Origin of the sequence: Sulfitobacter sediminivivens (assembly GCF_042611115.2) — a bacterium.
Taxonomy (GTDB): domain Bacteria; phylum Pseudomonadota; class Alphaproteobacteria; order Rhodobacterales; family Rhodobacteraceae; genus Sulfitobacter; species Sulfitobacter sediminivivens.
The window spans coordinates 16,187-32,261 of sequence record NZ_JBHGAR020000020.1 but is presented as its reverse complement, the minus strand read 5'-3'; the positions used below and the strand labels follow the sequence as shown (position 1 = coordinate 32,261).

Annotated in this window: 13 protein-coding genes; 7 read left to right on the top strand and 6 right to left on the bottom strand. The window is 58.1% G+C overall.

Annotation, left to right across the window (positions count from 1 at the left end; genetic code table 11):
* Positions 1 to 341: 341 nt before the first annotated feature.
* Positions 342 to 1,544, top strand: coding sequence for an AAA family ATPase (locus tag ACEWL3_RS16820; RefSeq protein WP_386184687.1), 1,203 nt, complete (start codon positions 342 to 344; stop codon positions 1,542 to 1,544).
* Positions 1,541 to 2,530: a ParB/RepB/Spo0J family partition protein gene (locus ACEWL3_RS16815; RefSeq protein ID WP_386184690.1), complete on the top strand. Its 990-nt coding sequence runs from the start codon at positions 1,541 to 1,543 to the stop codon at positions 2,528 to 2,530. Before ACEWL3_RS16820 ends, ACEWL3_RS16815 begins: the two co-directional genes overlap by 4 nt.
* A 183-nt stretch (positions 2,531 to 2,713) precedes the next feature.
* On the opposite strand, the gene ACEWL3_RS16810 is transcribed toward ACEWL3_RS16815, so the two are convergent.
* The 6 genes from ACEWL3_RS16810 to ACEWL3_RS16785 are packed head-to-tail and all read right to left on the bottom strand — an operon-like array spanning position 2,714 to position 9,401.
* Positions 2,714 to 3,508: an ATP-binding cassette domain-containing protein gene (locus ACEWL3_RS16810; protein WP_386184692.1), complete on the bottom strand. Its 795-nt coding sequence runs from the start codon at positions 3,506 to 3,508 to the stop codon at positions 2,714 to 2,716.
* The gene (locus ACEWL3_RS16805) at positions 3,505 to 4,374 is read right to left on the bottom strand and encodes an ABC transporter ATP-binding protein (RefSeq protein WP_386184694.1); all 870 of its coding nucleotides are present in this window, start codon (positions 4,372 to 4,374) and stop codon (positions 3,505 to 3,507) included. Before ACEWL3_RS16805 ends, ACEWL3_RS16810 begins: the two co-directional genes overlap by 4 nt.
* Entirely contained in the window at positions 4,371 to 5,222 is an 852-nt protein-coding gene (locus ACEWL3_RS16800) for an ABC transporter permease (protein ID WP_114880154.1), read from the bottom strand. The genes ACEWL3_RS16805 and ACEWL3_RS16800 overlap by 4 nt, the downstream gene beginning before the upstream one ends.
* A complete protein-coding gene (locus ACEWL3_RS16795) occupies positions 5,215 to 6,225 on the bottom strand; it encodes an ABC transporter permease (RefSeq protein WP_386184697.1) in 1,011 nt (336 codons plus the stop codon). The genes ACEWL3_RS16800 and ACEWL3_RS16795 overlap by 8 nt, the downstream gene beginning before the upstream one ends.
* A 60-nt stretch (positions 6,226 to 6,285) precedes the next feature.
* Complete coding sequence (locus ACEWL3_RS16790) at positions 6,286 to 7,812, bottom strand: ABC transporter substrate-binding protein (RefSeq protein WP_386184699.1); 1,527 nt, start codon at positions 7,810 to 7,812, stop codon at positions 6,286 to 6,288.
* Positions 7,813 to 7,832: 20 nt separating this feature from the next.
* The gene (locus ACEWL3_RS16785; RefSeq protein ID WP_386184701.1) at positions 7,833 to 9,401 is read right to left on the bottom strand and encodes a phytoene desaturase family protein; all 1,569 of its coding nucleotides are present in this window, start codon (positions 9,399 to 9,401) and stop codon (positions 7,833 to 7,835) included.
* Between the two features lie 111 nt (positions 9,402 to 9,512).
* Between ACEWL3_RS16785 and ACEWL3_RS16780 the strand changes: the two genes are divergently transcribed.
* Genes ACEWL3_RS16780 through ACEWL3_RS16760 form a run of 5 tightly spaced genes read left to right on the top strand, consistent with a single transcriptional unit; the run spans position 9,513 to position 16,073 of the window.
* On the top strand, positions 9,513 to 10,304 hold the full coding sequence (locus ACEWL3_RS16780) for a cyclase family protein (RefSeq protein ID WP_386184703.1): 792 nt from the start codon (positions 9,513 to 9,515) through the stop codon (positions 10,302 to 10,304).
* Positions 10,305 to 10,310: 6 nt separating this feature from the next.
* Positions 10,311 to 11,900 carry a phytoene desaturase family protein gene (locus ACEWL3_RS16775; protein ID WP_386184705.1) on the top strand — a complete coding sequence of 530 codons (1,590 nt, stop codon included), beginning with the start codon at positions 10,311 to 10,313 and terminating at the stop codon, positions 11,898 to 11,900.
* Entirely contained in the window at positions 11,897 to 12,379 is a 483-nt protein-coding gene (locus ACEWL3_RS16770; RefSeq protein ID WP_386184708.1) for a MarR family winged helix-turn-helix transcriptional regulator, read from the top strand. The genes ACEWL3_RS16775 and ACEWL3_RS16770 overlap by 4 nt, the downstream gene beginning before the upstream one ends.
* Positions 12,380 to 12,390: 11 nt before the next feature.
* Complete coding sequence (locus ACEWL3_RS16765; RefSeq protein WP_386184710.1) at positions 12,391 to 14,541, top strand: thiamine pyrophosphate-dependent enzyme; 2,151 nt, start codon at positions 12,391 to 12,393, stop codon at positions 14,539 to 14,541.
* Positions 14,538 to 16,073 (top strand): indolepyruvate oxidoreductase subunit beta family protein, encoded by a 1,536-nt coding sequence (locus tag ACEWL3_RS16760; RefSeq protein WP_386184712.1) that lies wholly within the window; start codon positions 14,538 to 14,540, stop codon positions 16,071 to 16,073. Before ACEWL3_RS16765 ends, ACEWL3_RS16760 begins: the two co-directional genes overlap by 4 nt.
* The last annotated feature ends 2 nt before the right edge of the window (positions 16,074 to 16,075 follow it).

The window sequence follows — 16,075 nt, the reverse complement described above, 5'->3', positions numbered from 1 at the left end:
TTACGTAAGCGTTAGGGTCATATACGGTATAAAAATAGGGGGCTTGTGAGCTACGAACATTGAACAATAAGAATCAAGAACCAAACAGAGGTGTTTTTTGGATTGGATTTGGATTTAGATACCCTCAGGTCCGGCGTAGATCCGCCTATCCCGCCTATCGCTTACATTTGGGGTGTTATTGGCGTTTCGACACCAATTAGATAATTGGATTCCCGCAATTCTGGCTAATCAACAACTAACATCCAATTTCCGACTTTTTTGGCTATTCTTTGGAAACTTCATACTTGAGCGTCATCGCGCATTCCTGCATGATTCGCGAAACATATAAAAAGAGGCACCCGATGCAGCAGCCTGTCTTACCCCCCGTAACCCTGACCGAACTGGGCAATCTCAGTGACCGTGCTGCCACGGTGATCGAACGGTTGCGCGAACGCATCTATGCGCCCGGCGTGTCGAAAACCCTCGATCTGCGCTTCAACGTGCGCCGTGCGGCTGAAATGGTTGGGCGCAGCGATAAATTGATCCGTGATGCCGAAGCGGATGGCCGCCTGCCTCAACCCGAAAAGGACGCCAGCACCGGTCGGCGCACAGGCTATTCGCTGGCCCAGGTCAATACGATGCGGGGCGTGTTTGGCACCCTGCCCCACCGTACGGCTGACGACCCGGCAATGGTTCTCGCCATTCAGAACTTCAAAGGCGGTGTTGGTAAGTCGACCATGGTCTGCCACCTTGCCCAGTATCTGGCGCTTAAAGGCTACAGGGTATGCGTGATCGACTGCGACAGTCAGGCCAGCACAACCTCAATGTTTGGGCTGAACCCGGATGTGGACGTGGATGAAGACGACGATACGCTCTACCCATTCTTTCGTCACGGTGGACCCGCCAGCCTGCATTATGCGCTACGCGCGACCTATTGGCCCGGCATTGCCCTCATACCCGCCAACCTTGGCCTTTATGACGCCGAATACGAATTTGCGGCGCGCATGGCCCGTGACAGCAGCTTTGTTTTGGACAAGCTGCGCAGTGGCATAGAGTCTATCAAGGACAATTTCGACGTTATTCTGCTTGATCCCCCCCCTGCCCTTGGCATGTTGTCGCTGTCGGTTTTGCGCGCGGCAAATGCGCTGGTGATCCCCGCCCCGCCCAATAACATCGACTTTGGCTCCACCGCGCATTTCCTCAAGATGATGGGTGCAACACTTGAGGAGCTGGCGCGTGCCGGGGGTGCGCGGGATTATTCATTTGTTAAAATCTTGGCCACCAAGATGAACGACGCCAAATCGGCGCACCAGGCGATCAAACGGATGATGGATGCGGTTTTCCCAATGGATATGATGCGGGCCGTATTGAAAGATTCTGCTGAAATCGACAATGCAGCGGCCAATCTCTCAACCGTTTATGAAATCACCGGGCCGGGCACCCGCACTGAAACCCACAAACGCTGTCGGGCCTATCTTGATGCCGTCAACAACGAGATCGAGGTTTTGATCCGCAAGACCTGGCCCAGCCAACACAGCGCATTGCGCAAGGAAGGTTTGTTATGACCACGAAACATGATGCAATTTTTGACGATGTGCTAAGCGGGCTTGATGCCCCTGCCAAACCCCATGATCGGGGCAGTGCACGGTTCCTCAAACGTTCAACGACCATCGGCGAACGGATGTCTGGTGAAGTGCAGGAAAAGACCTTGCATCTGGTGGACCCGGCCCGGTGCCGGATGTGGGAACGCCACAACCGGGACTACGCGCTGCTGACCGAGGAAAACTGTCGCGATCTGATTGACGGCATCAAGGCGCAGGGCCAACAGGAATTTCCAGCGATTGTGCGCCGGCTGGCAGGCGAAGACCATGAATTCGAGGTGATCTGCGGGGCGCGGCGGCATTTTGCGGTGTCATGGTTGCGGGCCAACAATTACCCGCAATTTCGATATCTGGTTGAGGTGCGTGACCTGACGGATGAGGAAGCTTTTCGTCTGGCCGACATCGAAAACCGCGACCGCGAAGACATCTCGGATTATGAACGCGCGGTCGATTACGCTGAGGCGATCCGCCTTTATTATGGGGGCGCGCAAAAGGCGATGGCCGAACGGTTGGAGGTCAGCCCGCCGTGGTTGTCGCGGTATCTGGTTCTGGCCAAAATGCCAGAGGCCGTGCTCAACGCTTTTGCCAGCAAGCGCGACATACGCGAACGCCATGCGCGGGATCTAAAACCCTTGCTGAGCAATCCAAAACAAGCCGAAGCTTTGCTGGCAGAGGCCGCATATCTGGCCAAAACCCAGGCCCGCGCGGCACAGGGGCAGGGCGGTTATGTGGATGCGACCGAGGTGTTCAAACGGCTCAAGGCGGCGGCGAACCCCAAGGTGGCCAAACCAAAGGTCAGCGGTGCGCAGCTTTTTGCCCGCTCAACAGGTGAGCGCGGGATATCGATCCGCAAGCGGGGCAAAACCTATCTGGCCGAGTTTGATGCGGACTTGAGCGAAGCATCCCTGCGCGCCGCCTTCGAGCGCTTTCTGAAACAGCGCAAGGCCTGAATTGCCCGTGGGCAATTCTTTAATTTAACTATGTATATCAATGGCTAAGCTGGTTTCCGTATTGGCGTATTGGCGGTGGGGCTGATTGATTGGGTAAAGCGCTGGCTATGCCCTTTGGGCCCAGCTTGAAAGCATTTAACCCACTGAAAAAATGGATATTTCCGATGAATTGCCCATGGGCAATCAATCCCACGGCTGATGGGGGTCGGGCAGGGGGATCGCTGCCAACAGTTCTTTGGTATACTCCGCCTGAGGCGCATCGAACAACGCAGCGGTTTGCGCCTGTTCCACGATGGTCCCATTTTGCAGAACGATGACCCGGTCACAAAGGCGCCGGATCACCGACAGGTCGTGGCTGATGAAGGCAAGCGTCAGGCCAAGCTCTTGGACCAGATCTTCGAGGACTTTGAGCACCTGCGCCTGCGACGAGACATCCAGCCCCGAGACGATTTCATCCGCGAGGATAAAATCAGGGCGCAATGCAATGGCACGGGCGATGCCCACCCGCTGCCGCTGTCCCCCCGACAATTCATGCGGATACCGCTGCGCAAAACTGCGGGGCAGTCCGACCAGATCAAGGGCGTCGTCCACCCGCCCGCGCGGTCCCTCAAAACCATGCAGCCGCAAAGGTCCGGCAATGATACCCCCGACACGACGACGCGGATTGAGCGAGGACATCGGGTCTTGAAACACCATCTGAAACCGTTTCCGCAGGTGCCGCAGGTCGTCTTCGGGCGCATGTGTAATATCGGTGCCGTCAAAGAGGATCTGGCCGGTGGTGGGTTCCAGCAGCCGCAGCATCGCCCGTCCAAGTGTCGATTTGCCGGACCCGGACCCGCCGACAATTCCCAGAACCGCGCCTTTCGGCACCTCAAAGGACAGCCCCTTGAGGATATTGATACGCGGGGCGGCCCCAATAAGGGGTTTGCGCGTCATGTCAGGCAACGACAGGTGCAGGTTGTTGATTTGATACATCATGTGCGGTGCCTGATGTCGTGCTCAGCAACGTCTTGTTCCACCCGGTCGATGACGTCCTGTGGGACGGGTGTCAGGCTGCGGGTGGGGTCGGTATAGGTGGGCGTCGCCGCCAGCAAAGCCGCTGAATAAGGGTGGATAGGTGACATGAAAAACCGATGCATGTGCGCGTCTTCGACAACCTTGCCTGCATAGAGGACCGAAAGCGTGTTACAGACTTTGGACACCACGCCAAGGTCATGGGTCACGAACAGAAGGGCGGTTCCATGGCGGCGCTGCATCTCCGCAATCAGGCGCAGGATCTGTTTTTGCACGGTCACATCAAGTGCGGTTGTGGGTTCGTCAGCGATGATCAGTTTCGGTTCTGCTGCAAAGGCAGAGGCGATGAGGATGCGCTGCCGCATCCCGCCGGACAACTCATGCGGATAATTGCGCATCACACGGTCCGGGTCGGGGATATGCACCTCGTCCAGAAGTTCCAGCGCACGGACCTGCGCGTCTGTTTTTGACCATCCCAAAATATCCACCAACCGGCGGGTGATTTGCGGGCCAATGCGGCGCGACGGGTTCAGCGCGGTCAGTGGGTCCTGCGGGATCAAGGCCGCCGTGGCACCGATGCGCTTGCGCCGCACCGTTGGCGGCAAGGTCAGCAGATCCACACCGTCGAGCCATATCTGCCCATTTGTAATTTCCAATGCGCGCGGCAGGGTGCCCAGTATGGTCTTGCCGATCATCGACTTGCCAGCACCGGATTCACCCACCAACCCATGCACCTGACCTGCAGCCACATTCAGCGACACATCCCGCAAAATCGGCCCGCCGCCGCGCAGGGCGACGCTTAAATTTCGGATGGACAGATAGGCATTCATCGCAGCACCGGATCAAAGCGGTCTTTCAACCCTTCTCCCAATTGCGAAAAGCTGAGCACTGTCAGGAACAGCGTGATCAGCGGAAACACCAGAACCCACCACGCCTGATGCACCGATGTGCGCCCTTCAGATATCATGCCGCCCCATGTCGGGCTGTCGGTTGAGATCGACAGGTTTACGAATGACAGGATTGCTTCGACAATGACCGCGATGCCCATTTCAAGGGTCAGCAAGGCGATGATGGTGGGCAGGACGTTGGGCAGAATCTCGGTGATCATTGTGCCGAACCGGGTGCGCCCGGCGACCCGCGCGGACTCCACATAATCCATCGCGGATTGCGACAGGGCCTCGGCGCGGATGACGCGGGCAAAACGCGTCCAGTCAATAATGACAATGGCGATGATGATTGAGGTCAGGCCGGTTCCCAGAACAGCGATCAACAGGATCGCAAAGAGCACGGGGGGAAAGGCCATCCAGATATCGACGAACCGGCTGATGATCCGATCCGGCCAGCCGCGATAAAAGCCCGCGATCAAGCCCAGTGTCGCCCCGATGATGCAGGTGAGTGTCCCCGCGACCACCGCCACGATCAGGGCCAAGCGCGCCCCATAGAGTATGCGGGACAGCACGTCGCGCCCCAACGAATCGGTGCCGAGCCAAAAACCCGGCTCTGTGCCGCGTTCCCAGAACGGGGGCAGGCGGCCCATGAACAAATCCTGGGCAAGGGGGTCTTGGGGTGCGATCAGCGGCGCGCAGAGTGCTGCCAGAACCAACAGGGTTAGCCAGCCACCCGAAAGCCAGAGGCGCAGACCAACGGGGCGGCGCACGTCGCCACGCGCATCATGCATGACGCAACCTCGGGTTCAGCACGGTATAAAGCATGTCGACGGCCAAATTCACCAGGGTAAAGATGAGCGCGAACAGAATGACGATGCCCTGAATGAGCGGCAAATCACGGTTGATCACCGCATCGATTGCCATGTTGCCCAGACCCTCATAGCTAAACAGCCGTTCGATAATCACAGTGCCGCCGATCAGAAAGGTGAACTGTACGCCCACAAGCGTCAGCGTGGGCAGGATCGCATTGGGCAGGGCCTCGTGGGTGATGACGCGCCCTTCGGCGTACCCTTTGGTGCGCGCAAGGGTGACATAATCGAGGTGCATGGTTTCCTTCAGGGATTGTTTCAAGAGCTGCGCGATGATCGCGGCCAATGGAATGGCAAGGGCAAGGGCAGGCATGAACATATGCCCGATCAGGTCGCCGATAACGTCAAAGCGCAGGCGGGCAAACGCCTCGAACAAAAAGAAATTCGTTGTGAAATCAATGTTTAAGCTTGGTGATATCCGACCTGAGATGTGAAAAATCGGCCAAAGCACCCCAAAAAGTAAGATTAAAACCAAACCCCACAGGAAATCCGGGATCGACAGGGCCATGCCAGCAGAAACATCTATCGCCCCTTCGGCTTTGGTGTCCCGGAACCGTGTACCAAAGAGCGCCATGGCACCCCCCATCAGCACCGCGATGGTCAGCGCCACGATGCTTAATTCCAACGTCGCGGGCAGGCGGTTCAGGACAAGTGTCGACACCGGCTGGCGCAGTGATATTGAGGTGCCGAAATCACCCTGAATGACACCGCCGATCCAGATGATGAACTGCTCGAAAATGGATTTATCAAAGCCGTATTGTGTCTCTAACCTTGCGATATCGGCTTCAGTGGCCCCGGGGGGCAGCATCATCGCAATGGGGTTGCCGGGAACCACACGGATCACGACAAAAACGATCACCGCCACGCCAAAAAGCGTGATGGCGGTGCTGATCAGCCGCATAAAGATCGCGCGCAAAAGGGGCATGGGAGTCCAGACAAAAAGGCAGGGCCAATTCAACGGCCCCGCCAGTTCAACAAAGCTGTGTCAGCTGCGGGTCATCAGGTGCGGCAACAGCGCACCAGAGCGGTGAGGCACAACCGCGACACCGGATACGTGCAGGATGGGTTGCACATATTGCAGCAAGGGGATGACCTCGGCTTCTTCGGCGATATGGCGGTCAACTTCTTTCCAGCCGGCAATGCGCTTGGCCTCATCCTTTTCACCCCAAAGTGGCAGGATCGCGTTGAACGTATCCTCACCATCCCAGACGGAATGCGGCGAAGGCCCGAACATCGCAAACCCGGTCGAGGTGGTCGGATCGCCGACCGAGTTGCCCCAGTTGTAAAACGCAGCGGGGGCCAGCGTATCGGCCGCGCGCAGCTCATAGTGTTTGGCGATCTCATAGACTTCGATCTCTGCCTCAATCCCGACCTTGCGCCACAGACCGACGATGGCCTGTATCATTTCGTAATCCTTGGGCTTGAACCCCTTGGTGGTCTGGATCGTGAATTTGACTGGGTTATCAGGGCCATAACCGGAAGCGGCCAGCAATTCGACGGATTTTTCAGGGTCATATCCAACTTTGATGGTATCGTCGAAAGCCACATAGTCTGGGGTCTGCAAAGTATCGATCGGGACGCCGTATCCTGACAGCAAGCGGTCAACGATCAGTTGCTTGTCGATGGCATGGGCCGCGGCCTTGCGCACATTGGGGTCGGTCATCACCTCAATATCATTGAGGAAAATCATACCGATATCTGAGATGGGTTCAGCCACCCCTTGAATGCCGTCCTTGGCCTTGAGACGGTCAAATTCTTCGTAAGGCACTTCCAATGTTACGTGGCTGTTGCCTGATTCCAGTTCGGCGACACGGCTGGCGGCATCGGTAACGAATTTGATCGTCACGGTTTTGAACGCAGGTGCACCGCCCCAGTAGTTTTCATTTGCTTTGAGCCTGACAAAGGCGTTGCGTTCGAATTTTTCGACCATATAGGGGCCGGTGCCAATCGGCGCGGCTTCAAACCCCTCTGCGCCGACTTCTTCGTAGTATTTCTTGGGCAGGACATAGCCGGTCAGAAAGGACATCCACTTAAAGAATGTCGGTTCATATTCCTTGACGTCTGCGGTCACACGGTTGCCGTCAGCTGTGATGTTTTCAACCTTGCCCCAGATGAATTGGATGGGGTTGCCGGTTTCCGCATTGGCCGCGCGGGTCAGGGACCAAGCAACATCCTCGGCGGTAAAGGGATCGCCGTTGTGCCAGGTCACGCCTTCGCGCACGTCCATCCAGATCTGGGTTTGATCGTCGTTCCAGCCGTGCCCGGTGATAAGACCCTCACCAAAGGTAAGGTCGGGGTTCTGCGGAATATAGAGGTCAAAAACCGACTGATAGAAGCCTTGTATCGTTGGGTTGACCGCTGAAGGGCCCACAGTCGGGTCCCAGCTTGGCAGGTTGACGTTATAGGCGATGACAAGCTCGTCAATCTCCTGGGCAACGCTGGGTAGGCCAAAGGTGGCCAGCGTTGCAGCGGCAACCGAGGTTTTCAGCAGGTTTCTTCTGGATAGTGACATGTGATTTCTCCCTTTTTTGTTCATTTTCCGGCTAGTTTTTTTGCAAGCAGGGTGCCGGGCCCTGCGCCTGTTCCGCCACCGGGCCATACGGCGGCCCCGGTATGGTAAAGATTGCGAATGGGGGTTGTCCCGTCTGCATACCCGCGTGCGGGACGGTTCATGAAATGCTGGTGCAAATGATGGCTGCCACAAACCTGATCGCCGCCGACAAGATTGGGATTATCAGTCTCTAACATGGGCGGTGTAACAATATGCTGGCCGAGGATTTTCTTACGCGTGCCGGGGACATACCGCTCAAGGATGTCCAGTGCGCGGTCTGCAAAGGGCGTTGCGGCGTTGGTCCAGCTTTTCGCCTTTATCTTGCCCGCCGCGTCGCCTTTGATGGTGCCGGGGGCCATGCGGACTTGCAACCAGAGGACATGTTTGCCGTCCGGTGCACGCGATGGATCAACGACGGTCGGCTGGCCGCAGACGATCATCGGTTCATCCGGTAACAGACCTGCCTTGGCTTGCGCATAGGTGCGCGCCATCTGATCCATCGACGGCGCGATATGGACATAGGCAAATTGTTTCAGCTCGGGCGCCTTCCAATCCGGTAAGGCCTCCATCGCAAGATGGATCATCATGGTGCCGGGGGCGTGTTGAAAGCCCTGCATCGCCGCCTCGTGCCGGGCGTCGCCGGTTCCGCCGGTCAGTTTCAGCAAAGCGGCTGGGGTGACATTGGCAATCACCGCCTTTTGCGCCCCGACAAAGCGGCCATCGGCCAGTGTGATCCCGGTGGCGCGGCCTCCGGCCTGTTCAATACCCGTAACGGGCGTGCCGCATTCAATGGATCCGCCGTGCGCCTCTAACATCTTTACCATTGCGTTGATTGCGGTGTCGGCACCGCCCTGGCCCAGGACCATGCCAAAGGCCTGTCCGGCCATCGCCTCCAGATACGGGAACAGCGCACCGCCCGCGATGTCTGGGGCGAAATCAAGGTGCATGCCCCATGCTGCGAGGGTCGCTTTGACGTGGTCGGATTCGAAGGTCTGGTCAAGCCATGCCCGTGGCGACATCATCAGGAACCGCGCAAGATCAAGCGTACCGCCGCCGCCCTTCTTGCGCCATGTTTTCCAGCCCAGCGACGAAAGGGCGCGCCTGTTCATCGGGCTGCCCAGCAGGCCAAAGATGGTTTCCGCCTCGGATGGAAAGTCAGTTGTTAGCTTTGTCCATGCCTTGGCATCCGCCTGAGAAAAGGCGCGCACACGTTCAGTTGTCAGTGCCACATCGTTCGATATGCCCAGCCAACGTCCGTCGGGAAAAACGCTGGCAAATGGATTGCCCGTCGGCGCAAAGGCCAGACCGTGGCCTGCCAGTTCTTTGCCGTGTTGCGTATGAAAAGCGGACCCGGCAAACAGCGACAGGTTCATCGCCGCCCAATCGTGCCGAAAGCCGGGCAGGGTATAAGCGCCCGTTTTGACCGCACCCCCGGGTTCGGGTGCTTGTTCATAGACCGCAACTTTCCAGCCGTGGCTGGCCAAATGACAGGCGCATGCAAGGCTGTTGTGCCCTGCACCGATGATAATTGCGTCTGGGTCAGTTGTCATTCGTGTCGCATCCCCCGACAAAGATAATTGCAAACGCATATAAATTTGTCTAGCATTGAATCATCAACTTTAGCGCGAGGCACATCGCGCAGTTTTCAGGGAGATATCGATATGAGCGCTGCGAACGTCGTAAGGAATTTGGGGGCGATGCTGGCCTCTGGTGGCATCGAAGTGGTGGATTGTTCCGGGGTGCTTGGCCCCAACACGCCGATTTTGCAGTTGCCACCGGACTTTGCCAAGAACACGCCAAAGGTCGAGATTCACAAGATTTCCGAATACGACAATGACGGGCCTTTTTTTGCGTGGAACTGGCTGGTGCTGGGCGAACATTCCGGCACCCATTTTGATGCGCCACACCATTGGATCACCGGCAAGGATTATCCCGACGGCTATACTGACAAGCTGGACGTGCAGCGCCTGATCGCGCCCGTGAATGTCATTGATTGCTCTGAGCAGACGCAGGAGGATACGGATTATCTGTTGACCGCCAAGGGCATCAAGGAATGGGAAGAGCAATACGGCGAAATCGGTGAAGGCGAATGGGTCGTCATGCGCACAGATTGGGACAGCCGGGTCGATGACGAAGCCGCGTTCTTGAATGCCGACGACACCGGACCACATTCGCCGGGGCCAACGCCCGACGCCATTGAATACCTGTTGTCGAAAAAGATCGTAGGCTGGGGAACCCAGTGCATTGGCACAGATGCGGGACAGGCGGGGAGCATGGACCCACCGTATCCTGCGCACAACCTGCTGCACCGCGACAACTGCTTTGGTCTGGCAAGCCTTGCCAATCTCGACAAGCTTCCTGCCAAGGGTGCGATCCTGATTGCCGCACCTCTCAAGATTGAAAACGGGACAGGCAGCCCGATCAGGGCGCTGGCGCTGGTTCCAAAAGGCTAAGGCCCGGTGGCGACGTTTGATCATCTGATAATCGGGTCGGGCATCAATGCGTTGGTGGCCGCCGCATTGTTGTCGCGCAAAGGCGACAGCGTGCTGGTGATTGAACGAGAGGACCGCATCGGCGGGTGCATGTACACCTCTGATGCGGTGACGTTGCCGGGATATCATCACGATGTGATGGCGGCGACGTTTGTACTGTTTCTGACCGGGCCCGCGCATGGTGCGTTGGGCGGTGATCTGGCGGCGCATGGGTTGGAGTTTTGCCATTCCGAACACCCTACAGCCGTGCTGCGCCCCGGTGGTTCGGCGCTGGTTTTATCGATGGACAGGGCTGCGAACGTCGCCACATTCAATCAAAGTGGGGCAGGGGACGGGGATCAGCACGCAGCGGATGTGGGCGGTGTCGAACAGGACGCTGATTTCCTATTCGCGCTCTTGGGTCAGCCGCTCTGGTCGGCAGGCACGGGTTGGCTGTTGGCAAAACAAGCGTGGAAAAAGGGGCTAAACGGCCTCAAGATATGGTTTGGTGAGGCGTTGGAACCTGCCCGCGCCTGGCTGGAAACTAGGTATCAGAGCGCAGATGTTCAGGCGCTTTGGGCACCGTGGGTGTTGCATGTCGGTTTGACACCCGAGGCCAGCTATGGCGGGCAGATGTCCCGCGTGATCGCCTTTGCGCTGGAGGCGGCAGGCGCACCGATTGTCAAAGGCGGGGCAGGGCAGGCGGCGGCAGCGTTCCGGGCACTGATCGAGGCGCATGGCGGCGTCATTCGTACCGGTGTTCAGGCGCGCAAGATCATAGTCGATGGCGGCAAGGTACATGGCGTCATCACCACGGATGATGAACAAATCTATGCCAAGAATGTGATCGCCAGCACGGCACCGGGGCAGCTCTATGAAGGTTTGCTGGGTGATCAATCGCCGCCGCAAACCGCCAAGAAATTTCGCCATGGGCGCGGCAATTTCCAACTGCATTATGCGCTGGACGGGCCGATCGAATGGTCCGCTGACGGGCTGGCGGATGTCGCACTGATCCATCTCGCTGATGGGGTCGATTCAGTCTCTAAATCCTGCAATGAAGCAGAGCGCGGCATGTTGCCTGAGGTACCGACGATCTGTGTGGGCCAGCCGCATGCGTTGGACCCAAGCCGGTGCCCGGAGGGTAAAGCGGTGCTTTGGCTGCAAATTCCTGACGCGCCGATGCAGATCAAAGGCGATGCCGCGGGCAAGATCAAAACCACGCCGGAATGGACCGAGAAGACCCGCGAGGCCTTTGCCGACCGGATTGAGGCGATCCTGAAAAACCACATTCGCAATTTTGACGAAATCAAGCTGAAACGCCGGGCCTATTCGCCCGCCGATCTTGCTGCGATGAACGTCAATCTGGTGGGCGGCGATCCCTATGGGGGGGCCTGTGCCCTGGACCAGTTTTTTGTCTGGCGGCCTGTCGCCGGGCAGGTGAACAACACCATACCCGTCAAGGGGCTGTACCATATTGGTGCCTCAACCCATCCCGGTCCGGGGCTTGGCGGCGGGTCCGGGTTCAACGTGGCCAATGCCCTTGGCGCGTCGAAAAAATCCAAAGGGGCAGGCGCATGAACGAATCCGCAGAGATCCCGACAGCGGCGGCAATACGATTGGCCGAAATGGGCCTTGAGAATTTTGCGCCCTACCTGATGAACCGGATCATGGGGCGCTATAATGCTGCATTGCAGACGGAAATGGCGGTGCTTGGGCTGACCACCCCGCAGATGCGGTCATTGGCGGTGTTGTCGACAATCGACGGTATCTTGATCCGTGAATTGGCCGTTTATGCTGTGGTACAACAATCGACGCTAAGCCGCGCGTTAGACGCGCTGGACCGGGATGGTCTGATTCGCCGCGAAACCGATGAAATTGACAGCCGGGCCACCCGCGTGTTCCTGACCGACAGCGGGCGCGAGACCTATGAACGGCTTTGGCCGCATATGTCGCTGGCCTATGAAGCGATGTTCAAAGGCATTGATGAAGCCCAGAAACGCGCCTTTGTTGGCACCTTGAAAACGATGCTGCGCAACATTCGCAAACACGACTTTTAGGAAGGGCAGGGATGGCAGAGCGTTCGTTCAAAGCCGAGGTTGAACACCTGCGCAAAGGGGCCGGTGACGTGTTCACCGGCGAAGGCATTCTGGCGATCACCAAAGCGCTGTTGGAAAACGGTGTCGGCTATGTCGGTGGGTATCAGGGCGCGCCGATTTCGCATCTGATGGACGTTCTGGCGGATGCGCAGGATCTGATGGGCGAATTGGGCGTGCGGTTTGAGGCGAATGCGTCAGAAGCAGCAGCAGCGGCGATGTTGGCCGCATCGGTGCATTACCCAATACGCGGCGCGGTCACTTTCAAAGGCCCGGTTGGGGTCAATGTGGCGTCAGATGCGTTGGCCAACCTGTCATCGTCAGGCGTGAATGGTGGCGCGCTGGTGATTGTCGGCGAGGATTACGGCGAAGGGTCCAGCATCATGCAGGAACGCAGCCATGCCTTTGCCATGAAATCGCAGTTCTGGATGCTGGACCCGCGTCCGAACCTGCCCAGCATCACCAAAGCGGTCAAAGACGGATTCGAGCTGAGCGAGGCGAGCAATACGCCGGTGATGTTGATGGTGCGGATCAGGTCGTGCCATGTGACGGGCAGTTTCATCTGCCGTGACAACGTGCCGCCGCCCCTGACCGTCAAACAGGCGATCGCCAATCCACAAAGCGACTTTAACCGCGTGGTGTTGCCGCCGATGAGCTATCTGCATGAGCAGGACAAGATCAAGAACCGCTGGCCTGCCGCAGAGAAATTCATCGTTGAAAAAAAGCTGAACGAGGTGTTTGGGCCGAAGAAAGCCAAGCTTGGCATTGTTGTGCAGGGGGGGATGTACAACGGCCTGATCCGCGCGCTGCAGCGGCTTGGACTGGCGGACATTTTCGGCAATACCGATGTGCCGCTCTATGTTTTGAACGTGACTTATCCCCTTGTCAGAGACGAATTTGATGCGTTCTGCGAGGGTAAGGATCATCTGTTGGTGGTGGAAGAAGGGCAACCGGACCACATTGAACAACACCTCGGCTCGTTCCTGTACAAAGCGGGTCGGCGGCTAAAGCTTTATGGTAAAGACGTGTTGCCGATGGCCGGGGAATACACAGGTCAGGTCATGTTGGATGGGGTGACGGGTTTCCTGAAAGCCGCCGCACCCGAGATGTTGCCGGGCAACGTGCGCGCGCCCAATGACGCGCCGCCCAATATCCCGGATCTGTCCAAAACGGTGCCCATTCGTCCGCCTGGGTTCTGCACCGGTTGTCCTGAGCGGCCGATTTTTGCGGCGATGAAACTGACCGAACAAGAGTTGGGCAAACATCAGATCACCGGCGATATCGGCTGCCATTTGTTTGCGTCGCTGCCACCTTTTGAGATCGGCGGTGCGACGATGGGATATGGCCTTGGCCCTGCGTCAAACGCGGCATTTGATAGCGGCGGCGAACGGCGGGCGATTTCGATCCTTGGGGATGGGGGATTTTGGCACAATGGGTTGAGTTCCTCAATCGGGAACATGGTGTTCAACAAATCCGATTCCGTGGCGGTGATAGTCGACAATTATTATTCCGCGGCCACGGGCGGGCAGGATGTTCTGTCTTCGCGTGCAGAAAATGCCACCAAGAGTACCGGTAATCCAATTTCTGCGGCACTCAAGGGTGTCGGGGTGGAATGGATCCGCCAGATTGATCACACCTATGATGTGGCCAAGGTCCGGGCGGTGCTGCGTGAGGCGCTGACGACGGATTTCAAAGGACCAAAGGTGATTGTTGCCTCGTCCGAATGTATGCTGAACAAGCAGCGGCGGGAAAAGCCGATCAGAACGGCGGCGATCAAAGAGGGGCGGCGCGTGGATGTACCGCGCTTTGGCGTGGATGCCGATGTCTGCACGGGCGATCACGCTTGTATCCGGTTGTCGGGGTGTCCGTCCTTGTCGCTCAAACGGCTGGACGATCCGCTGCGTGACGATCCGGTGGCGCATATTGATCAGACCTGTGTGGGCTGCGGAAATTGTGGTGAGGTGGCGGATGCTGCCGTGCTCTGCCCTTCGTTTTATCGCGCCGATGTGGTGTACAATCCCGGCGGAATTGAGACATGGCGGGCAGGGATGCGCGCCAGGGTCATTGGCTGGCTGCAAGCGCGCCGGGATGCCAGACGTTTGCGGCTGGAGGAGATGGTGCCGTGACCCTGGCGCTTTCCCAAAAAACACCGGATGCACGGGTGGGCCAGATCATCAAGCTGGCGGTGATGGCCGTTGGTGGGCAGGGCGGTGGCGTGCTGACCGGATGGATTGAAGCGCTGGCCCGTGCGCAGGGGTATGCGGTTCAGGCGACATCAGTGGCAGGGGTTGCGCAACGCACCGGTGCGACGATCTATTATCTTGAGATGACGCCGGTAAGCGATCAGCAACCGGTCTTTGCTTTGGCCCCGTCGGCGGGTGATGTGGATATCCTGATCGCGGCCGAGATGATGGAGGTCGGTCGCGCCGTAATGCGCGGGTTTGTCACGCCGGACCGGACCACGTTGATCGGGTCGACGCACCGGGCGCTGGCCGTGTCAGAAAAATCGGCACCGGGTGACGGAATTGCGGATGCAGAGGAGGTACGCGCAGCAGCCGAAATCGCCTCACAGAGACTGATCTTGGCGGATATGGACAGGCTCGCTGTTGATCAGGGGTCGGTGATTTCCGCGTCTTTGTTCGGGGCATTGGCCGGGTCGGGTGCCTTGCCTTTTGCACGCGCCGCGTTTGAGGATGCGATCCGCGCCGGGGGCAAAGGCATTGACGCGTCGCTCAGGGCGTTTGCGGTTGGGTTCGACGCGGCAGAGCGGGGGGTTGCCCCAGTCGATCAGGTCGCAAAATCAACCCTGCCTGCCCTCAAAGGGCCTGCGCGTCAGATGCAGGAATGGCAACAACTGCTGACGCGGGCAGACGCAATGCCGGGTCCGGTGCAGGCCATGGCAAAAGCAGGGCTGCACAAGGTGGTTGATTTTCAGGATTGCGCGTATGGGGCCGCGTATCTGGATCGCTTGGACAGCATCCTTGCGCGTGACAATGCAGCGCGGGATTGGGCGCTTGCTGCGACAGCGGCGAAATATATTGCCAATGCGATGGCCTATGACGACATCATCCGGGTGGCAGATCTGAAAACACGCGGGCCGCGGTTTGAGCGGATCAAAAAGGAAATGGGCGCGCAGGAGGATCAGCTGATCCAACTCACCGAATATTTTCATCCCCGTGCCGAGGAAATCGCCGGGATGTTGCCCGCAAAAATGGGCGCACGCGTTGAGGCAAACCCAAAGCGCATGGCCCAATTGGATCGGTGGTTTGGCAAGGGCAGGCGGTTGCGCACAGATACCTTGCCAGCGTTTATGATTCTGCATGTGGTGGGCGGCCTCAAGGGCTATCGGTTGCGCACGCGCCGTCATGCGGTGGAACTGGCGCATTTGGAGGCGTGGTTAAGCCGAAGCCTGGCATCGCTTGAGCGTGATTATGCGCTGAGTGTTGAGTTGCTGAAATGTCGGCGGTTGGTCAAAGGGTATTCGGACACCCATGCGCGCGGCCTATCAAAGTTTGACAGCGTGATGAATGCCGCTGACCTGTTGAAGGGCCGCAGTGACGCTGCCGATTGGGTGGACCGGTTGGTCAAAGCAGCGCTGCAAGACCCGGATGGCAAGGCACTGGCCGGCGCAATCGAGACGGTGCGCAGCTTTGCCTGAAT